Origin of the sequence: Gilliamella sp. BG7 (assembly GCF_046635565.1) — a bacterium.
GTDB classification, from domain to species: domain Bacteria; phylum Pseudomonadota; class Gammaproteobacteria; order Enterobacterales; family Orbaceae; genus Gilliamella; species Gilliamella apicola_P.
This window is the reverse complement of the sequence record NZ_JBIDFB010000016.1, coordinates 18999-38961: the sequence shown is the minus strand read 5'-3', so window position 1 is coordinate 38961 and position 19963 is coordinate 18999. Positions and strand designations below refer to the sequence as shown.

Annotated in this window: 18 protein-coding genes, 2 tRNA genes and 1 pseudogene; 11 read left to right on the top strand and 10 right to left on the bottom strand. The window is 34.5% G+C overall.

All coding sequences use genetic code 11. The annotated features are described in order from the left end of the window. Positions 1-112 precede the first annotated feature (112 nt). On the bottom strand, positions 113-784 hold the full coding sequence (locus ACGH49_RS10075; RefSeq protein WP_065606290.1) for an OmpW/AlkL family protein: 672 nt from the start codon (positions 782-784) through the stop codon (positions 113-115). A 217-nt stretch (positions 785-1001) separates the two neighbouring features. Here ACGH49_RS10075 and ACGH49_RS10070 point away from each other — a divergent pair. The 3 genes and pseudogenes from ACGH49_RS10070 to ACGH49_RS10060 form a co-directional block, all read left to right on the top strand. After that, positions 1002-1077: transfer RNA gene (locus ACGH49_RS10070), tRNA-Lys, on the top strand. 198 nt (positions 1078-1275) lie between these two features. Then, the gene (locus ACGH49_RS10065) at positions 1276-1608 is read left to right on the top strand and encodes a DMT family transporter (RefSeq protein WP_065606291.1); all 333 of its coding nucleotides are present in this window, start codon (positions 1276-1278) and stop codon (positions 1606-1608) included. A gap of 452 nt (positions 1609-2060) precedes the next feature. Next, positions 2061-2436 (top strand): annotated as a pseudogene (locus tag ACGH49_RS10060) (transposase); the annotation flags it as partial. A 417-nt stretch (positions 2437-2853) separates the two neighbouring features. Here ACGH49_RS10060 and ACGH49_RS10055 read toward each other — a convergent pair. Further along, positions 2854-2925, bottom strand: a tRNA-Arg gene (locus ACGH49_RS10055). 126 nt (positions 2926-3051) lie between these two features. Between ACGH49_RS10055 and ACGH49_RS10050 the strand changes: the two genes are divergently transcribed. Continuing rightward, the gene (locus ACGH49_RS10050) at positions 3052-3810 is read left to right on the top strand and encodes an MlaA family lipoprotein (protein ID WP_065606295.1); all 759 of its coding nucleotides are present in this window, start codon (positions 3052-3054) and stop codon (positions 3808-3810) included. A 115-nt stretch (positions 3811-3925) separates the two neighbouring features. Here the strand turns inward: ACGH49_RS10050 and ACGH49_RS10045 are convergent, their stop codons facing one another. Together ACGH49_RS10045 and ACGH49_RS10040 are read right to left on the bottom strand one after the other, a co-directional pair. After that, positions 3926-4741, bottom strand: a complete 816-nt coding sequence (locus tag ACGH49_RS10045; RefSeq protein WP_411589237.1) for a TIGR03915 family putative DNA repair protein — start codon at positions 4739-4741, stop codon at positions 3926-3928. Between the two features lie 2 nt (positions 4742-4743). Beyond that, the gene (locus ACGH49_RS10040; protein ID WP_411589236.1) at positions 4744-6009 is read right to left on the bottom strand and encodes a putative DNA modification/repair radical SAM protein; all 1266 of its coding nucleotides are present in this window, start codon (positions 6007-6009) and stop codon (positions 4744-4746) included. A 267-nt stretch (positions 6010-6276) separates the two neighbouring features. Here ACGH49_RS10040 and fabB point away from each other — a divergent pair, with 267 nt between their 5' ends. Next, on the top strand, positions 6277-7488 hold the full coding sequence (fabB, locus tag ACGH49_RS10035) for a beta-ketoacyl-ACP synthase I (RefSeq protein ID WP_065606301.1): 1212 nt from the start codon (positions 6277-6279) through the stop codon (positions 7486-7488). 138 nt (positions 7489-7626) lie between these two features. Here fabB and ACGH49_RS10030 read toward each other — a convergent pair whose 3' ends face one another. Together ACGH49_RS10030 and ACGH49_RS10025 are read right to left on the bottom strand one after the other, a co-directional pair. Continuing rightward, positions 7627-7764 carry an integrase gene (locus ACGH49_RS10030; RefSeq protein ID WP_411589239.1) on the bottom strand — a complete coding sequence of 46 codons (138 nt, stop codon included), beginning with the start codon at positions 7762-7764 and terminating at the stop codon, positions 7627-7629. A gap of 182 nt (positions 7765-7946) precedes the next feature. Then, on the bottom strand, positions 7947-8138 hold the full coding sequence (locus ACGH49_RS10025; protein ID WP_411589235.1) for a hypothetical protein: 192 nt from the start codon (positions 8136-8138) through the stop codon (positions 7947-7949). A 512-nt stretch (positions 8139-8650) separates the two neighbouring features. Between ACGH49_RS10025 and ACGH49_RS10020 the strand changes: the two genes are divergently transcribed. Beyond that, a complete protein-coding gene (locus ACGH49_RS10020) occupies positions 8651-8842 on the top strand; it encodes a thermostable hemolysin delta-VPH (RefSeq protein WP_065606302.1) in 192 nt (63 codons plus the stop codon). A 174-nt stretch (positions 8843-9016) separates the two neighbouring features. Continuing rightward, the gene (gene yegQ / locus ACGH49_RS10015; RefSeq protein WP_411589234.1) at positions 9017-10360 is read left to right on the top strand and encodes a tRNA 5-hydroxyuridine modification protein YegQ; all 1344 of its coding nucleotides are present in this window, start codon (positions 9017-9019) and stop codon (positions 10358-10360) included. A gap of 60 nt (positions 10361-10420) precedes the next feature. On the opposite strand, the gene proA is transcribed toward yegQ, so the two are convergent. The 4 genes from proA to gpt form a co-directional block, all read right to left on the bottom strand. Further along, entirely contained in the window at positions 10421-11674 is a 1254-nt protein-coding gene (gene proA / locus ACGH49_RS10010; protein ID WP_411589232.1) for a glutamate-5-semialdehyde dehydrogenase, read from the bottom strand. 170 nt (positions 11675-11844) lie between these two features. Next, positions 11845-12954, bottom strand: a complete 1110-nt coding sequence (proB, locus tag ACGH49_RS10005; protein WP_411589231.1) for a glutamate 5-kinase — start codon at positions 12952-12954, stop codon at positions 11845-11847. 22 nt (positions 12955-12976) lie between these two features. Continuing rightward, entirely contained in the window at positions 12977-14233 is a 1257-nt protein-coding gene (locus ACGH49_RS10000; RefSeq protein ID WP_411589230.1) for an alpha/beta hydrolase, read from the bottom strand. A 23-nt stretch (positions 14234-14256) separates the two neighbouring features. After that, a complete protein-coding gene (gpt, locus tag ACGH49_RS09995) occupies positions 14257-14793 on the bottom strand; it encodes a xanthine phosphoribosyltransferase (RefSeq protein WP_081296839.1) in 537 nt (178 codons plus the stop codon). Positions 14794-14939: 146 nt separating this feature from the next. On the opposite strand from gpt, the gene ACGH49_RS09990 reads away from it, so the two are divergent. The 4 genes from ACGH49_RS09990 (at position 14940) to ACGH49_RS09975 (ending at position 19858) form a co-directional block, all read left to right on the top strand. Beyond that, entirely contained in the window at positions 14940-16403 is a 1464-nt protein-coding gene (locus ACGH49_RS09990; protein ID WP_411589229.1) for an aminoacyl-histidine dipeptidase, read from the top strand. Between the two features lie 237 nt (positions 16404-16640). Then, positions 16641-17651, top strand: a complete 1011-nt coding sequence (argC, locus tag ACGH49_RS09985) for an N-acetyl-gamma-glutamyl-phosphate reductase (RefSeq protein WP_411589228.1) — start codon at positions 16641-16643, stop codon at positions 17649-17651. A gap of 78 nt (positions 17652-17729) precedes the next feature. Further along, a complete protein-coding gene (argB, locus tag ACGH49_RS09980) occupies positions 17730-18509 on the top strand; it encodes an acetylglutamate kinase (RefSeq protein ID WP_065606314.1) in 780 nt (259 codons plus the stop codon). 104 nt (positions 18510-18613) lie between these two features. After that, a complete protein-coding gene (locus tag ACGH49_RS09975; protein WP_065560029.1) occupies positions 18614-19858 on the top strand; it encodes an argininosuccinate synthase in 1245 nt (414 codons plus the stop codon). Positions 19859-19963 lie beyond the last annotated feature (105 nt).

Here is a 19963-nt window from a genome sequence, read left to right as displayed (position 1 = left end):
TCCAAATTAAAAATCCTATTTATGGTTTAAATAAAAAAATAAACCCCGAATTATATCGAGGTTTGTCATCAATCTGAAGCCTCTCAAATGAGAGGCTTTTATACTTATTAAATCAAAATTTGTACCCAACTCCAATCATAGCAATCCAAGGATCAAGCTTATAATTGGCTGTCACTTTAGTATTGCCTAAATGTGTAGTTGCTTTCGTTTCAATATCAATATAACGTATTTGAGCATTAACAAGCCAATTTTCATTGAAAGTATAATCAGCACCAACCTGTGCTGCCCAGCCCCAGGAACTATCAAGATCTAAACCATGGAACCCAACCTTTTTAGCTTCACCATTGAGTTTTTCATCAAAAAAGAAGGTGTAGTTTATGCCCATTCCAAGATAAGGTTGAAACTCATATTGCGAATCAAGCGGATACCAAACAGCACTTAATATTGGCGGTAGGTGTTTAATTTTTCCTAAATGAGCACCAGAAAGGCCTGTTGAACTACCACCCCCTAACTTAAGCTGATGGCTAAAAGGCGTTGCAGCTAGCAATTCGACACCAATATTATTAGTAACCATATATTGAAAGTTTAATCCAAGTTGGGTATCGTTATCTGCCTTTGCTTTTAGATCGCTTTTTACTCCACCTACTTTAACATGATCACTTTTATTTTGAGGATTAACATAAACTGGTCCTCCTCGGATAATAATTTCATTTGCTGTATGAGCATACGCCAAGGAGCTTACTAATTCTATTGAGATAAGCATTGTAATTGATAATACTCTCATTTTGCCTCCAAAGTTAAATTGTGAATTAATGTAAATTATGACAACAAGTTTTAGTTAGATAAATAATATTGATTTTATAATTATTTTTATTTTACAATGTTATAATAATGAATTTGATATTTCTGAGATTTATATCAAAATATCCTGATAAATAAAATTAAATTGATAATTTGCATTATTAATCTAATTTATATAATATAAACTGAAATATTTAAGTGGGTTGTTAGCTCAGTCGGTAGAGCAGTTGACTCTTAATCAATTGGTCGCGGGTTCGATCCCCTCACAACCCACCATATTCACTCTCTTTTCTAGTATTAATAGCTATCTATAATTCATAATTCATAATTAATGATGTAAAAATAATATAAATATTGGTAATATTTATTAACATTTATTAACATTTATACTGTTAATTGAAGATTGATTAATCTGAAATTTTAACTTTAATTTTAGATAGTTAGCTATTTGATTTAACAATTATAGGTGTTAAAATGAACTCATATATGTTATTATTTTTTGCAATTATCTGCGAAGTGATAGCTACATCTTCATTAAAACTATCAAATGGTTTTACCAATCTTATTTTCTCAATTATCACTATTATTGGCTATAGCGCATCATTTTATCTCCTTTCATTGGTGTTAAAAACAATCCCTGTTGGTATTGCATATGCGATTTGGTCTGGAATCGGGATTGTGTTAATCAGTTTAATTGCTTGGGTCTTTTTAAAACAAACTTTGGATTTAGCTGCACTAGTAGGCATTGGATTTATCATGTTTGGTGTGGTGATTATTAATTTATTCTCGAAAGTAGCGGGGCATTGATTAATTTTAAATTATCTATATTGAATAAACTCAAATGAAACCAACAAATATCAGTATTATTTATGATGAAAGAGTAGGAATCTTATCTAGTTGTGGAAAGGTTATTACTAAAGAAAAGGATTAAAATAGGTGTAGAATGTTGGAAATTAAATCAGGTGAAATAAAATCAGATATGATTCGGTTTTAAAATAATTATCATATAAAAAAATTATTTATGTTTATAAATCTGATATTTTAACTCTATAAATAAATTTGTGTATTTGCTTATTTTTAAACTACTCTATTGAGTAAAAATAGGTAATTACAAATGGATGAAAAAAGACTAAGAGAATGGGGGGGTATCTCTTGCCATAGAGATAAAAACCATAGTGCTCGCTATTCCTCGTGATAGGGAAAGCGATTTTGAACCACAACTCGTCAAAAAACATCAAACGCGAATCGATAAAATCAATCAATCCATTTATCAGGTATCGACACAAGAACTGGCATCACAGGAACTGACTCATTTTGAAGAGAAGAGGGATAAAAGTACCCGTTTATTGGTCAAACTTGGCGACGGCACAGGGAAAATCTCAGTCCTTTTTTTGTTTATCCGAAGGATATCCGTAAGGAGATTTACACAACTAACGCGATAGAGTTACTTAATAGCATAATTCGCCACGCCATTAAAAACGTAAAGTATTTCCAACAGATGATTCGGTGAAAAAGGTGATCTATTTAGCGATACAACAAGCATCTGAAAAATGAACAAAGTCGCTCCACAATGGGAAAAGCGCGATGAGTCGATTTATGATAGAATTTGGGGACTGGGTTCACCGTCTACTTTAACCGGTAAATACACAAAATTTAATATAGGGTCGAAGGATTAGCTAATAAAGCTTTATAACTTTCTTAAACCTCTAGCTACATTGCTCATATCTGTTCGAACAGCTTTAAATGAATTAGATTTGTCAACAGAAGTGTATGAACGATAATCTGTCATAGGATTTAAATTCATTATACTCCCAACGGATCGAGAAAATTTTCTACAAGCGAACGTCATGAATATATTTTCATATTATATAAATTAAAAACAAAAATTTATTCAGCATGCTTATTTTTGCGTCAAATTAGAATACATAAAGGTAATTAGTAAAGTTTTAAAAAGCTAATGGGATTTCTTAAATTTAATTTTTAATAACAAAATAATAGGAAATTAATTATAAATACGGAATGCAAAAAAAGTTAGCAGCACTTAATAAAATACGACCCCAGCAGGAATCGAACCTGCAACTAGCCCTTAGGAGGGGCTTGTTATATCCATTTAACTATGAGGTCATAAGGCCACACATTTTAATAAATTTTATTAGGTAATGCCATTGAAATAACGAAAAATTTTCTATTTTAAGTAATCATGATACAATCGCATCATAATTAACCTTATTACTTTTAATCGAAAATACTATGAAAAAACGAATTGTTGGTATGATGTTTTCTGTAATGACACTTACAAGTTGTGCTACTTATCAGGCCGAAACTAATTCCTATAGTGATCCGTTATCAGGTTTTAACAAAACCATGTTTGATGTTAACTACTATGCGCTTGATCCCTATGTTTTACGCCCTGCCGCAGTAGCTTGGAAAGATTATGTTCCGTCTCCAGTTCGTACAGGTGTGGTTAATTTTTCATCTAACCTTTCAGAGCCCGCTTCAATGATAAACAATTTACTACAAGGTGATACCCATAAAGCAGGTACACATTTAGCGCGGTTCTTTTTAAACACAGTTTTCGGTTTTGCTGGTTTGATGGATGTTGCTAGCATGTCTGATCCACAATTACAAAAAGGTGGCAAACGAACTTTTGGTGATGTTCTTGGTCATTACGATGTACCTTACGGTCCTTATGTTGTACTGCCATTTTATGGTTCAGCAACATTGAGAGAAGAAGGTGGTGGCATTGTTGACACTCTTTATCCACCACTTGCTTGGATAGATTGGCAATGGATGTTGGCACGTGGTGTAATTGATGGCGTTGAAGCACGAGCAATGGCAATCGAATATGAAGATCTAATTAAAAATAGCGATGATCCTTATAACTTTATGCGTAATGCTTACTTCCAGCGTAATGACTTTATCGCATCGGGTGGTAAAGTAGATGAAAACAAACAGAAACAACGTGAAGAATCGATTAATGATGTTATTAATGATATCGATTCACAATAACTTTTGTTAAATTACGTACTTTTACTAAATCATATTAAAAACCGCTGTTAATTGGCGGTTTTTTATGTTCTTTTGTTTATGATGATACTAATTTAATCATTTTTTATTTACATATTTATTTTAATATTGATTTCATTTCTGGTAAATATTGCCAAAATCGGCTTGGCATTTGCTGGCGTTGTAATTTAGGATTGATTCGTTCTTTTATAGTTAATGCATTACAATAGCGTAACCACATATCCTGAAATAGTACTTCGTCCTTAGATAAATAACGTTGATTCACCTGACTATTAATAATCAGATCATCTTTATCAACGAGCGAGATCGGTTCAATACTATGTAAATTATAGATATAACCGTATTCGCGCTTTTCATCATATATAGCCCACTTTTGATCGGCAAAACGATCTTTAAAAAATTTAAGAACTAAAGGTAATACGTTATAAATAGGAGCAATGATAGAAAAATAGACCTTATCTTCCCTTTCATTAGGCTCTATCGTATCTTTAAGAGGATTGTCAACTGCATTAAAACGTACAAATTGCATTATACGATGCCGCTCCCGACTAACTTTTTTGGCAATATCATGTACAGATAACACATTTTTATCGGCAAAATCAGTTTCGATTGATTTAGATGATTTGAATACCTTGCAAATATAACGAAAAACAATTAAATCACTTTCAGGCAATTCTGATAACCAGACATACATTAAATGACGAAGCGCCACTTTACTAATCTTATTAATTAACGCCATACGTACACGCTCATATTTAAGATCGCAAAATTCAACATTATGCCTATTAGATACTAATAGCGGTTCAACCTGCCCAATAGCCAACAGGCATTCAGGCATCTTTTTGAGTTTAAAAGCATCAAATACCGCACATAGCAATCCTTCAAAGCTTTTATCATAATAAAACGCCAACATGTCTACCACTCCATGACTAATTGCTGTGAAATATTATCTTGTTTATCTTTTAACAAAGGCGGATCTTGCAACGATAGTCGGATATATTCGGCCGAAGAATCAAGCAATTTAAATTTTCTCATTTCATGACAAACAACAAAAAATTTTGCTCGCTTTAAAACAACACCAATACGTTTAAGCGCATCAAAAGTAAGCTTACGATGACGTCTTGCCATCACAATTAACTTGGCCGATTTAACACCGATGCCTGGTACCCGTAAAATTTTTTGATAACTATCACGGTTAACATCAATAGGAAAAAACTGCGGATTACGTATTGCCCAAGCCAGTTTAGGATCAACACTTAAATCAAGATCAGGATATTGATCGTTAACGATTTCATCAACATTAAAATCATAAAAACGCAATAACCAATCGGCTTGATATAAACGATTTTCTCGCACTCTTGGTACGTCTTGTACAACAGGCAACCGCTTGTCATAACTATTAACTGGAATAAATCCCGAATAATAAACTCGTTTCATACTTGGTCGTTTGTAAAGCTTGGCAGTTAATTGCAAAATCTGTTTATCTGATTCATCAGTTGCGCCAATAATAACTTGAGTGCTTTGCCCCGCAGGTACAAATTTGGGTGCAGTGCGAAATTTTTTGCGATCTTCGATATTTTCTAACATATTCTGATGTATTTGTCGCATAGGCTGATAGATACTTTGATGATCTTTATCAGGCGCTAATATTTTAAGATTTTCTTCAGTTGGAATTTCTAAATTAACGCTCATTCTATCAACCAATAAACCTGCTTGATTAATTAACTCATTACTAGCACCAGGAATCGCTTTCATATGAATATAGCCATTAAAGCCATATTCATTACGCAAAATCGTTACCACTCGAATCATTCTTTCCATGGTATGATCTGGGCTTCTTACAATACCTGAACTAATAAATAAACCTTCAATATAATTACGGCGATAAAATTCAATGGTCAAATCAGCCAACTCAAGTGGTGTAAAACCTGCCCTTGGAATATCATTACTTTGACGATTAATACAATAAGCACAATCAAACATACAATAATTAGTGAGCATAATTTTAAGTAACGAAACACATCGCCCATCGGCAGTAAATGTATGACAAATACCAGACTTATGTGCACTACCAATGCCTTTATCTTTATTACCTCTTGAAGCGCCACTTGATGAACAAGAAATATCATATTTTGCCGACTCAGCTAATATCTCAAGTTTAGTTATCATTTTTTCGTTCATATTGGCTCACCACAATAGCTGTTTATTTATACAGTATATAACAATAATATAAAGCTTAGCAAGCAAATATTGTTGACAAAAATTACTTTTTAGCTACGCTACTTTTAGGCAGTTCTATTTTGTTTGATTCCTTTTATATAAATAATTAAGGCTATATTAGAAGATATAAATAAAAAAATTGTAAAGTATTGTTCAGCTTACAACTGTACGCTATAATCAACACAATTTCATGTTTTAAAGCCAGATAACTTAGGAGCTAAATAGAAAATGAAACGTGTTGTAATTACAGGGCTAGGAATTCTTTCAAGTATTGGGAATAATACTAAAGAAGTCTTGGAATCACTAAAAGTAGGTCGTAGTGGTATTACCTTCTCTCAAGAAATGAAAGATAGCGGAATGCGTAGCCATGTATGTGGAAATGTCAAATTAGACACTACAGGACTCATTGATCGCAAAATTGTTCGCTTTATGAATGATGCTTCTATTTATGGTTATCTTGCTTTGCAACAAGCGATCGAAGATGCCAAATTAACCCCTGAACAAATCTCTAATCCTCGCACAGGTTTAATTGCTGGCTATGGCGGCTCAACCAAAACACAATATAATGTTGTTGCTGGAATGAAAGAAAAGGGATTACGTGGTGTTGGTCCGTATGCTGTAACTAAATCAATGTCATCGGCGATTTCTGCTTGTTTAGCCACACCATTTAAAATCAAAGGTGTTAGCTACTCAATGACATCTGCTTGTGCGACATCGGTTCACTGTATTGGTCATGCAGCTGAACTTATTCAACTTGGCAAACAAGACATCGTCTTTGCTGGTGGTGGAGAAGAGCTTTGTTGGGAAATGTCTTGCGAATTTGACGCCATGGGCGCTTTATCAACCAAATATAACGACAATCCAGAAAAGGCTTCACGTGCTTATGATAAAAACCGCGATGGTTTTGTTATTGCTGGTGGTGCAGGTATGGTTGTGGTTGAAGAATTAGAGCATGCTCTTGCTCGTGGTGCTCATATTTATGGTGAACTGGTTGGTTATGGCGCTACATCAGACGGTTATGACATGGTTGCCCCATCAGGAGAAGGCGCAATGCGTTGTATGCAACTTGCCATTCAAGATTTAGATGTACCAGTTGATTATATCAACACCCATGGCACATCAACTCCAGTTGGTGATGTAAAAGAATTATGGGCAATCAAACAGGTATTTGGTGATAACATTCCAGCTATTTCATCAACAAAATCAATGACAGGTCACTCATTAAGTGCTACTGGCGCACAAGAGCTTATCTATTCATTATTAATGTTAGAACATGGCTTTATTACACCAAGTATCAATATTGATGAACTTGATGAAGCTGCAATTGGTATGAATATTATTACTGAACCTACCCAGCGTGAACTAACAACAGTCATGTCAAATAGCTTTGGTTTTGGTGGTACTAATGCCTCAATTGTAATGAAAAAATACAAAGCCTAATAAGCGAATTTAATTAATATCAACCAATACAAAGCCGTTCTATAATGAACGGCTTTGTATTGGTTGATATTGTTAACTGTAAGATAACTGAGCAATAACTTGATTAGTTATCCAATCTTTAAGAAAACGCCGAGTTGTTTACACATCATAGTTAAAATAATCCTCTAAAAACTCATAAAGCGTTTTCCCTGAAATCGCTTTATGCGGTTTAACGGTATTATAAAAATTAATAAAGCGTTTAAGTTTTTGTTTTCTCTCTTTTGAGTCGCTAAATATTTGCTGATGATGCCACGTCTCAATTCAAAGTACGTATCACTGCTAAATTGGGGTTTATCAGGGTAAATACCGGCATAAAGCTCACGTGAAAAATCATCAATGCCGACAAATAAATATTCTCTAGTTTGCTGTTTTGTTTCATTTTTAAGTAAAGGTAAACGTTTGGTATCAACGTGTAGCATTTAACCCGGATAGGTTTTGTTATAGCGTTTAGCTTGCCGTCTTAATTTATCTTCAATAGCTTTTTCAACTTTAAACAGACGTTTAATACCATAACTGATAGTTTTATAACATTCATTTTTACTGTTTAAAGGCACAAAAAGCTTCAATCGGGCTTTCTTTAGTACATTATAAATGGTAGGCCGACTGACCATAAAGCGTTTTGCCAAATCAGTGACCGTTATTTTTTCTTTATAATATAAACGCCATATCTCTTGTCTGTGATAAGGCGTTAGTATGTATATTCATTACAGTAGTTTCTCAAATTACTGTAAACAACGCTAGTAAATCCTACACATGAATAAGTCATTATAGTTAATAGACCAAGCACCACTTTCAATCTTCAGCTTACAATACTCAACAGCGTCCTGTAGCATCACAAAATCTTTGGTATTGTATGTAAATTGGTAGTGTGTAATTTATTGTTATCATGATAAGCGAAGTGAAATTTTAGGGGAATTGGGACAAAAAGTGTTAAAATTACGCAAGAATACAATTCAATTTAATTTAATAATTAATTGATTTGTAGTAATATGCTTTCAGGGTACAAATCCGTCTATCTTGGTACGACTCTGGGATGTGCCTCCATTTTTTAAATTAATCAATTTTTAGTTTTTTCAGTTACAGTTATTTTTCAATTTTATAATCTAATTTATTAACATTATTTATGAGCTACTTTAATTATCATGCAAAAACAAAGAAGTTAATCAAAGATGGTAAACTTGTTAGATATGAGTTCGTGGATAATTGGAATGGTATTAAACCTGCATTAGTTTTATATTTTAAAGAGGTTAATCCCATGCCAATTAGAGAATACCGATGGGATGAATATTTACCATTATTGAATAATAAAACCTAACTTATCATACTTAAACAAAGTGAGAAGTGTCGGGAAAAGCAATAACTGAAAGTTTTTCATAGTTTGGAATATAATAAATTTGCCAACAGATAGCCTAAAGCGTAAAATGCCTATCCTATTTTGCTTAACCTATTACTTATAAGTAATACTGACCTGAAATCAGAGGCATTTTTAATGACAAATTTATATGCAAAACCAGAATTACTTTCTCCTGCCGGTTCTTTAAAAAATATGCGTTATGCTTTCGCATATGGTGCAGATGCTGTTTATGCCGGCCAACCGCGATATAGTTTACGAGTTCGTAATAATGAATTTAATCATGAAAATCTAGCAATTGGTATTAACGAAGCACATGCTCAAGGTAAGAAGTTTTATGTAGTTGTGAATATAGCACCGCATAACTCGAAGTTAAAAACTTTTATTCGTGATTTAGAACCCATTGTAAATATGAAACCTGATGCTTTTATCATGTCAGATCCAGGTTTAATCATGTTAGTTCGCGAACATTTTCCTGATATGGAAATTCACTTATCTGTACAATCGAATGCTGTTAACTGGGCAACAGTAAAATTTTGGCATCAAATGGGATTAACTCGAGTCGTCTTATCGCGTGAATTATCACTTGATGAAATTGCTGAAATCCGTGAAAAAGTTCCTGAAATGGAGTTAGAAGTGTTTATCCATGGGGCATTGTGTATGGCATATTCTGGGCGCTGCTTGCTTTCGGGCTATATTAATAAGCGTGATTCAAATCAAGGGACATGTACTAATGCTTGCCGTTGGGAATATAAAGTTGCTGAGGGTAAAGAAGACGAAGTGGGGCAAATTGTACATAAATGTGAACCGATCTCGGTAAAACAAGTTGAACCAACATTAGGAATTGGTCAAACTACTAGTAAAGTATTTATGCTTGAAGAATCAGGTCGCCCAGGTGAATATATGCAAGCTTACGAAGATGAGCATGGTACATATATTATGAACTCAAAGGATTTAAGAGCAGTGGAATTAGTAGATGATTTAACAAAAATTGGTGTACATTCGCTCAAGATTGAAGGGAGAACTAAATCTTTTTATTATTGTGCAAGAACAGCACAAGTGTATCGCCAAGCTATTGATGCAGCGAGTGAAGGTAAGCCTTTTGATCCTCGCTTGTTACAAGAGCTTAATGCACTTGCTCATCGAGGGTATACGGAAGGATTTTTACGTCGCCATAAGCATGAAGAAATGCAAAACTACAAACATAGCCATTCTGTTTCGGAAAGGCAACAATTTGTTGGTGAGTTTAGTGGTGAACGATTAAATGGGTTGGCTGAAGTTATCGTAAAAAATAAATTCTCTGTTGGGGATAGCGTTGAAATGATGACGCCGAAAGGCAACAAAACTTTTACGATTGAGCGAATGGAAAACAAAAAAGGACAACCTGTTCCTGCTGGTTTAGGCGATGGCCATGTTGTTTATATTCCGATTCCTGAAAAAATCGATTTAAATTATGCATTATTAATGCGTAATTTTGATTAGTTTGGTTAAGCATAAAAAACTGTTTGGGATGTCCGAACAGTTATATTAAACAGAATTTTATTATTGACGAATTAAATTGTCTCCATAACCTATCCATTTATAGGTAGTTAAAGCTTCGAGCCCCATTGGTCCGCGTGCATGTAGTTTTTGTGTACTAACTGCTACTTCTGCACCTAATCCAAATTGCCCACCATCAGTAAAACGTGTTGATGCATTGACATAAACTGCAGCTGCATCAACCTGATTTACAAACTGTTCTGCATTAAGCAAGTTACGCGTGAGAATGGACTCCGAATGACCCGTACCATACTCGCGGATATGCTCTACAGCCAATTCAAGTGAATCAACAATGATCACGTTTAAATCTTTTGATAACCATTCTTGCCGTAATTCTTCATTTTTTACTGGTAGGATAGTTGCATTACCTGTTTTTAATATGTCATAACAGTTTTGGTCAGTATGTAATACGACGTTATTATCTGCCATGACCTGACAAAGTTTTGGTAAAAACTGCTCCGCAATATTTCGGTGGACTAGTAACGTTTCAAGCGTATTACAAGTGCTTGGACGCTGAGTTTTGGCGTTGACAATAATTGGTAGAGCATTATCAATATCAGCACTTTCATCAACAAAAATGTGACAGACTCCAATACCACCTGTAATGACGGGTATTGTTGAATGTTCACGGCATAATTTATGTAAAGATGCACCACCTCGGGGGATAATCATATCGATATACTTATCGAGTTTAAGTAACTCATGAATATATTTACGATCAGGATTATTAATATATTGAACAGCTGTCTGGGGTAAACCAACTTGTTTTAACGCTTTTTGAATAACAGAAATTGTGGCCATATTAGTATTGATTGTTTCTTTACCCCCGCGAAGTATTGCGGCATTGCCTGTTTTTAAACAAAGAGCTGTAATATCAATGGTTACATTTGGTCGAGCCTCGTAAATCGCACCAATAACGCCAAGTGGTACTCTGTGACGGTGTAACTTTAAACCGTTTTCTAAAGTAGAACCATCAATGATTTGACCAATAGGATCAGTTAATGAAATGATTTTACGGACATCATTGGCAATAGATGATAATCGCTTGGGTGTTAAAAGTAGACGATCTAAAATGGCTTCGTTTAAATTTTGTTTTTTCGCCGCTTGGATGTCCTTTTCATTTGCAATGAGTATACTTGCGCTATGCTGTTCTAATAAATCAGCAATAACCATCAAAGTGTTGTTTTTCATTGCGGTAGGACATTGTGCTAGTTGATATGAAGCAAGTTTAGCCGTTTTACCCATTTGCTGTAACATTGTTATCACCACTATTTTATATTACTATTTAGTTGTTTTATATTATTTATTTCTTTTAATAATGATTGCTTATCATCGTCAGTCATATAATTTAAATCTATCCACTGCTAACCAATTAGCAATTATACCTCCAATAGCTAATTCTATAATTTTCCTTTCTTGTTTATTATTTATTTTATTATCATATCATCACGATGAACAGCAACGTGACCATATTCATAGCCAATAATTTGACTAATTTCTTGAGAATGATGCCTAGCAATTTGCCTTAAAGCATCACTGTTATAACGACTGACACCTCGCGCAATACGTTTGCCAAATTTGTCGCAAATATCAATAACTTCACCGCGAGAAAAATCTTTCTCTACGCTAATAATCCCTTTAGGTAATAGCGAACTACCATTATTTAAAATCGCATTAACAGCACCATCATCTAATAACACTTTGCCTGCTTTTGGTGCACCAAACAACCAGTGTTTACGATGTTCTAATGGTGTTTTTTGTGGTGAAAAATGTGTTCCAATCGGTTTATTATTGACAATATCAATAATAATATTTGGTTTATTTCCTGCAGCGATAATAACTTCTATACCTGCACTTCCAGCTACCTCAGCTGCTTGTAATTTTGTGCTCATGCCACCCGTGCCAAGCCCTGAAACACTACCACCGGCGATACTTCGCAAATTATCGTCAATATGATCAATTTCATGAATTAACTTGGCATTTTTATCAGCTCTTGGATCGGCTGTATAAAGACCTTCAATATCGGTTAATAAAATCAACTTATCTGCTTCGGCTAAAATGGCAGCTAGTGCTGATAAATTATCATTATCGCCAACTTTAATTTCTGCGGTTGCAACAGCATCATTTTCATTGATAACAGGAACGATATGATTATCTAACATTGCTTTTAAAACGTCTTGGGCATTTAAAAATCTTTCACGATCTTCAAGGTCTGCACGGGTAAGTAACATTTGACCAATATAGATCTTATAGATAGAAAATAGCTGTTCCCAAAGTTGAATAAGCTTACTTTGTCCAACAGAAGCGAGTAATTGCTTTGAAGCAACAGTATTAGCTAGGGTAGGGAAGTTAAGATATTCGCGTCCAGCTGCAATTGCACCAGATGTAACAATGATAATTTTATGTCCATCTTGATGTAGACTTGCGCATTGTCTTATCAACTCAACTATTTGTGCTCGATCAAGTTGTTTTGTTCCACCTGTTAGTACACTGGTACCTAATTTAACAACCACGGTTTGTTGTTTTTTAATAGTCATAGCATATTCTTATTTTTTCACGTTATATAACAGACTTCATCCAATTTACTGATTGTGTTAACGCCTGATGCAAACTTTTTTGTAACTGTGTTTTAGGTACAGTTATTACTTTATTTTGTTTGATTGAATGAATTAATTTTGCTTCACAAAGATCACTTAACTTATCATCCTCAAAGATGATATTCATAACAGGCACATGACAAGCATGAGTTAAAAGTCCTTGATTTTTTAGTGAAAAATAATTTAATTCTGCTGCCAATTGTTGGTTGGATATTGAAGGCAATCCCAAACGGCTAGCTAACATATCTTTATAACTATTCGGTAGATTTTTTTGCAGATCTTTATCAACAAAGATTTGATGAATAAACGGAGTAAAGTTAAATACGCCTTTTATTTTATTTGGCATCAAATAAGCTAAACGTGTGGCAATATGCGAACCAAACCTAAATCCAGCAACAATAATCCGATGATCATCTATCCATGGAACAGAAGACAACTGCTCTAATATAGCTTGATGAATTTGGCTACTATTTTGTGATAAAGCAAAGTTACGGCTATAACCAACAGTTGGTAGATCAACAGTTAGCATGGCAAATCCATGAGGCGCTAAAAATTCACTAAAATAACGATAATAATCAATCTGCAAATTGCCTAATGCATTACAAATAAACACAACAGGGCAAATCCCTTCGCATTTTGGTAAATGTAAAATTGTTTTGACACTACGATTATCGACTTTAAATTCCAGTTCTTTTATCAAAAATGGAGAAAATTGAAGAGCTTTTGCATAATACTGATAAGCGCATGTTTGGGCATACATTGCTAGTTGGTCATTTTTAAAATGAGGATAACTAGCAATACTTGCATATATGCTGGCTATGAGATAATAATTGTGTAAATTATTTTTATTTTCATCTATAAGATTTGCTTCATCAATTGATTCAGCTTTAGCTTGCCATACTGCCGCTTGATTTAAAAATTCATAGACCCAGTTGCCAGATTGATAACCAACAACAGTGTCTAGCCAGGTATCATTTGTGTGGCGTCGAGTTGAAGCGGCAATTTTTGATAAAACCGCTTCAGCCTCTAATTTGGGTAATCCACGCCAATGCCACAAAATGGGATTAATAACTCGATACCATCTGGAGTCAACTTCCCCATCTAAGGCGCTAATGCTACTACCATTACTATTATCAATGCGATTGATAAGTGTTGAAGTTTCAGGATAATCAAATTGTGGTTTAAATATCTGTTCAGTTAGATTTTCGGTAGTTGCCATAACAACCTTAACTTCCTTATCAATTATTTATGATCGCTAATAGGTTTAACAAACATAACACCTGTATCCCATGGCTGTTCAATCCAAGTATCTTGTGCAATATCGACAACATAATCATCAACAAGTGGTTTACCAGCAGGTTTTGCAAAAATAGTTACGAAGTGAGCTTTAGGGTACATTTCGCGAATTGTATGAGCAGTGTTACCAGTGTCAACTAAATCATCAACAACAATAAAACCTTCACCATCACCATTAGCTTGTTTTAATATTAGTTTTTCACGTTGATGATCATGATCATAACTTGAAATACAAACGGTATCGACATAGCGAATACTTAATTCGCGCGCTAAAATTGCCGCTGGAACTAATCCACCACGACTAACGGCAATAATACCTTTCCATTGATTTGCAGGTAATAAGCGTTCAGAAAGTTGGCGCCCATAGGATTGCAACATTTCCCAAGTAACATTGAATTTTTTCTTTTCAGCAATAAGTTCTGCTTTATGTTGTTTTTTGGCTTGGATTTCTTCTTCTGTTAATAAAATTTGATCTGTTGACATTGAGTAACCTGCAATTTTAATCGATTGTATGAATAAATAAATATTAATGAACTAAAAATAGATGTAAAATTGCACCTTATTATAATGTGATTCAATAAAAAAAACCACTCATTAATTTATTACATACTTAATATTGAGGTTATATTATGCTTTCTACCTTAACGCCTAAATTTGTTTGGCAGATTTTTAATGATATCTGTAAAATTCCGCACCCATCTCACCATGAACAAATGATAACTAAATATATCGTCGATTTTGCTAAAACTCATGGTATTGATTGCAAACTTGATAAAGTAGGTAATATTTTGTTAAGTAAACCTGCTACCAAAGGTATGGAAGAGTGCCCATCAATTGCATTACAGGCTCATATGGATATGGTACCACAAAAAAATGAAGGTACTAGTCACGACTTTTTAACTGACCCAATTCAAGCTTATGTTGATGGCGAATGGGTAAAAGCCAAAGGAACGACATTAGGTGCTGATAATGGCGTGGGGTTAGCATCTGCATTAGCTGTTTTAATTGATCCTGCTGTTGAACATGGACCAATTGAAGTATTGATAACAGTATCAGAAGAAACTGGTATGCACGGAGCCTTTGGTTTACAACCTAATTGGCTAAAAAGTCACTATCTAATTAATACTGATTCTGAAGATGAAGGCGAAATATTTACAGGTTGTGCTGGCGGCGTTGACTTTACTACAACCTTTGCTGTTACTTATGCAGTAATGCCAGAAAAGCATGATTGTTATATGAACATTTCACTTAAAGGATTAAAAGGGGGGCATTCAGGTTGTGATATTCATCTTGGTCGTGGAAATGCAATTAAATTGATGGCTCGCTTTTTAGCGCAATATGCACAAGATATCTCGTTTAGATTAGCTGATATAAAAGGTGGTTCACTACGTAATGCGATCCCAAGAGAAGCCTTTATTGAAATTACACTAAATAAACAAGAACTGCCAAAATTAGAAGCCATTGTTAAACAGTATCAAACAATTTTACACAGTGAGTTAGGTCATGTAGAACCTGCTATCGAAATAACGTTATCGGAAGTTGAATCAAACAAAGTAAAACGCGTATTAACTACAGAGCATCAAAATAAAATCATAAGCTGGTTAAATTCAGCGCCTAATGGTGTAGTTAGAATGAGCGATCAACTTCATGGTGTGGTTGAAACATCGCTCAATTTAGGTATTGTTAGTATTGAGGACAATCAACTGAATGTCCATTTTCTTATTCGTTCTCAAGTCGATAGTGCTAAAGATGCGGTTGTATCAACATTGACATCACTTAGCCAATTAGTGGATGCTAATTATGAAATAAGTGGCGGTTATTCAGGTTGGGAACCTAATTTAGATTCACAGCTTTTAAAGCTTGCTAAAGATAAATATCACGAAATTTTTTCTCAGAAAGCCAAAATAATGGTGATTCATGCAGGGCTTGAATGTGGTTTATTTAAACAAAGTTACCCAAATCTGGATATGATATCAATTGGACCAACGATTGTTTCGCCACATTCACCAGATGAAAAAGTTAACATTCAAAGTGTTTATCGTTATTGGGAATTATTGATAGCGATATTAAAATCAGCAACTTTATTAAAATAATCCAACACCTCACCTGCCGATCTTTATCGGCAGGCATTTCGAACAGATTACTCGTGTTTATATTTACTAAAAAACAATTTAATACAACATAATACGTTAGAATATTTGGGTGTCTGCAAAAAATGTTTGAAATTAAATTCACAAAAAGTGAATAAGAATTCATTTTGTGCTTGTAATAGCCTTATAAATAACCTACTATATGCACATTATTGCATAAAAAATAGATAAGGGTAGGGTATGTTAAAAGCAATTGTTGTTGGTGCAAGTGGTTATGCAGGGGCAAAATTAGCTCATTATTTACACAAGCATCCGCATATACAACTTATTGCTTTAACTGTGTCTGAAAACAGCCAAGACGGTGGTAAGCTTATTTCTGATTATGATTTACACCCTCAATTAAAAGGTGTTGTTGACTTACCACTTATTGCCACTGCAGATTATTCTGCCTATATCAATGATCTTGATATAGTTTTTTTAGCTACTGAACATGTAGTCAGCCACAATATAGCTCCTTATTTTTTAGAACATGGTTGTACAGTTTTTGATTTGTCGGGTGCGTTTAGAGTTAACTCTGCTACTTTTTATACCGATTATTATGGTTTTACTCATCAGCATCCAAAATGGTTAGATAAAGCAGTTTATGGCTTAGCAGAATGGAATAGTGAACAAATCAAACAGGCACAACTGATTGCTGTACCAGGATGTTACCCTACAGCATCACAATTACCATTAAAACCATTAATCGAGGAGGGGCTATTAGATAATTCACAATGGCCTGTTATTAATGCTGTGAGTGGGGTGAGTGGAGCAGGGCGAAAACCTTCGCATAATAATATATTTTGTGAAGTAAGTTTACATGCCTATGGACTTTTTACTCATCGGCACCAACCCGAAATTGCAACACATTTAGGTCAAGAAGTGATCTTTACACCTCATTTAGGCAGTTTTAAACAAGGTATCCACGCCACAATTACTTGCCGAGTAAATGAAGGTGTTACATCACAAGATATCCTCAAAGCTCTAAATAAATATTACAAAAATAAGCCTTTGATTAGAATTTATCAAAAAGATTGGCCAGCATTAAAATCTGTCATTGGTTTGCCTTATTGTGATATTGGATTTGTATTAAAAGATCGTCATTTAATATTAATTTCTGTTGAAGATAACTTATTAAAAGGCGCAGCAGCACAAGCTGTGCAGTGTATGAACATTCGATATAATTTTGATGAAACCACGTCATTATTATAAAAATGAGTGAATTATTTCAAAAGCTCTGTACAAAATTTTTAATGAATTAAAAGTAGGTTAAATTAATAGGAAACTAAAATGAAACCATTAATTATAAAACTTGGAGGCGTATTGCTCGACAATAAAGATGCCTTAAGTAAATTATTTGACGTTATTAGTGAGTACAAAAAAAATTTTCAACGATCATTAATTATTGTTCATGGTGGTGGTACGGTAGTTGATTCATTAATGGATAGGCTTTCTTTACCCGTAGTCCGTCGCAATGGATTACGGGTAACTCCTGCTGATCAAATTGACGTTATTGTTGGTAGCCTTGCTGGCAGTGCCAATACTACTTTATTGTCAGAAGCAAAAAAACAGCAAATAGCAAGTGTAGGACTCTGTTTAGCTGATGGTAATAGTGTAGAAGTTAAACAAATTTCAGAAGATTTAGGTTATGTTGGTGAAGCCAAAGCTGGCGATCCTACATTAATCAATCTACTTATTAATTCGGGTTACCTTCCCATTATTAGCTCGATTGGTATTACTCAAGCGGGACAAATGATGAATGTTAATGCCGATCACGCAGCGGTAGCACTAGCTAAGACCTTAAATGCAGATTTAATATTATTGTCTGATGTAGTTGGCGTACTTGACGAAAACAAACAACGCATTGAATCATTAACTCAATCACAAGCGGAGCAACTGATTGCTAAAGGTGTTATTACAGACGGTATGGTTGTTAAAGTGAATTCAGCTTTCGAAGCCGCCAAGGCCTTAGGACGACCAATTGATATTGCTAGTTGGAAAGAATCCCACCAACTCATCGAATTATTTAATGGGCAATCAGGCACTACAGGCACAAGAATCATTGCTTAGATATTGAGCAGCTATTATATTAAGCTAGTTATCTATATCTAACGATTAATAAAAAAATATTTTTAACTCATTTTTATCGTCAGTTAATTTAGAAAGGGTATAACATGGAAAAAAGTGGAACAAAAAAGGTCGTATTGGCTTATTCAGGTGGTTTGGATACATCAGCAATTATTCCTTGGTTGAAAGAAAATTATGGTGGATGTGAAGTTTATGCCTTTGTTGCTAATGTAGGTCAAGATCCAAAAGAACTAAAAGATGTAGAAAAAAAGGCTAAAGCATCGGGTGCAGTTGCTTGTAAGGTTGTTGATTTAAGAGAAGAATTTGTTAAAGATTACGTATATCCAGTCTTAAAAACAGGAGCCTTATACGAAGGAACTTATTATCTTGGTACCTCCATGGCTCGTCCAATTATTGCAAAAGCGCAAGTTGAATATGCGTTAGAAGTCGGGGCTGATACACTCTGTCACGGAGCGACTGGTAAAGGCAATGACCAAGTGCGTTTTGAAACAACCTATACTGCACTTGCACCACAACTTAAAGTGATTGCTCCTTGGCGTGAATGGGATCTGCGTTCACGCGAAGCATTAATTGATTATTTAAAAGTTCGTAAAATTCCAACAACTGCAACCGTTGAAAAAATTTACAGCCGTGACGAAAACGCATGGCATATCTCCACTGAAGGTGGTGTGTTAGAAAGCACATGGAACCAAGCTAATACAGATTGCTGGGCTTGGACTGTTTCGCCTGAAGATGCTCCAAACCAACCAGAATTAGTAACCATTGGTATTGAAAAAGGCGAAGTGGTTTCAGTAAATGGGAAAAAATTATCACCATATAACTGTGTTGCAACATTAAATAAAATTGGTGCAAAACATGGTGTTGGTCGAGTTGATATCATTGAAAATCGCTTAGTCGGTATCAAATCGCGTGGTTGTTATGAAACGCCTGGCGGCACAATAATGATGACAGCATTACGTGGTTTAGAACAATTAATATTAGACCGCGACAGCTTTAAATGGCGTGAACAACTAGGTATTGAAATGGCTTATGTTGTTTATGATGGGCGCTGGTTTGCACCATATCGTCGATCAATTCAAGCCGCGGCTGAAGTTTTGGCACAAGACATGACGGGTGAAGTAGTGGTTAAACTTTATAAAGGTAATGCAACTGCCGTGCAAAAGAAATCACCAAATAGCCTATATAATGAAGAATTTGCTACATTTGGTGAAGATGAAGTTTATGATCATAGCCATGCAGGAGGATTTATTCGTCTATTCTCATTATCATCACGTATACGTGCTTTAAATGAGGAACAGCAAAAACAAACTGCCAAAAAAGCGAAAAAGTAAACGCCAATTTGCAAATAAAATAGCGATAATAATAAATATATACAGGCAATGTCCTGTATATATTATTTTTATTCTTGATTAAATTTAATTTTATTATAAAAATAA

Excerpts from the sequence above, each read along its gene's own strand:
- ACGH49_RS10075 (WP_065606290.1), bottom strand. The coding sequence starts at position 784 with ATGAGAGTATTATCAATTACAATGCTTATCTCAATAGAATTAGTAAGC.
- ACGH49_RS10065 (WP_065606291.1), top strand. The coding sequence starts at position 1,276 with ATGAACTCATATATGTTATTATTTTTTGCAATTATCTGCGAAGTGATA.
- ACGH49_RS10050 (WP_065606295.1), top strand. The coding sequence starts at position 3,052 with ATGAAAAAACGAATTGTTGGTATGATGTTTTCTGTAATGACACTTACA.
- ACGH49_RS10045 (WP_411589237.1), bottom strand. The coding sequence starts at position 4,741 with ATGTTGGCGTTTTATTATGATAAAAGCTTTGAAGGATTGCTATGTGCG.
- ACGH49_RS10040 (WP_411589236.1), bottom strand. The coding sequence starts at position 6,009 with ATGAACGAAAAAATGATAACTAAACTTGAGATATTAGCTGAGTCGGCA.
- fabB (WP_065606301.1), top strand. The coding sequence starts at position 6,277 with ATGAAACGTGTTGTAATTACAGGGCTAGGAATTCTTTCAAGTATTGGG.
- ACGH49_RS10025 (WP_411589235.1), bottom strand. The coding sequence starts at position 8,138 with ATGGTCAGTCGGCCTACCATTTATAATGTACTAAAGAAAGCCCGATTG.
- ACGH49_RS10020 (WP_065606302.1), top strand. The coding sequence starts at position 8,651 with ATGAGCTACTTTAATTATCATGCAAAAACAAAGAAGTTAATCAAAGAT.
- yegQ (WP_411589234.1), top strand. The coding sequence starts at position 9,017 with ATGACAAATTTATATGCAAAACCAGAATTACTTTCTCCTGCCGGTTCT.
- proA (WP_411589232.1), bottom strand. The coding sequence starts at position 11,674 with ATGTTACAGCAAATGGGTAAAACGGCTAAACTTGCTTCATATCAACTA.
- proB (WP_411589231.1), bottom strand. The coding sequence starts at position 12,954 with ATGACTATTAAAAAACAACAAACCGTGGTTGTTAAATTAGGTACCAGT.
- ACGH49_RS10000 (WP_411589230.1), bottom strand. The coding sequence starts at position 14,233 with ATGGCAACTACCGAAAATCTAACTGAACAGATATTTAAACCACAATTT.
- gpt (WP_081296839.1), bottom strand. The coding sequence starts at position 14,793 with ATGTCAACAGATCAAATTTTATTAACAGAAGAAGAAATCCAAGCCAAA.
- ACGH49_RS09990 (WP_411589229.1), top strand. The coding sequence starts at position 14,940 with ATGCTTTCTACCTTAACGCCTAAATTTGTTTGGCAGATTTTTAATGAT.
- argC (WP_411589228.1), top strand. The coding sequence starts at position 16,641 with ATGTTAAAAGCAATTGTTGTTGGTGCAAGTGGTTATGCAGGGGCAAAA.
- argB (WP_065606314.1), top strand. The coding sequence starts at position 17,730 with ATGAAACCATTAATTATAAAACTTGGAGGCGTATTGCTCGACAATAAA.
- ACGH49_RS09975 (WP_065560029.1), top strand. The coding sequence starts at position 18,614 with ATGGAAAAAAGTGGAACAAAAAAGGTCGTATTGGCTTATTCAGGTGGT.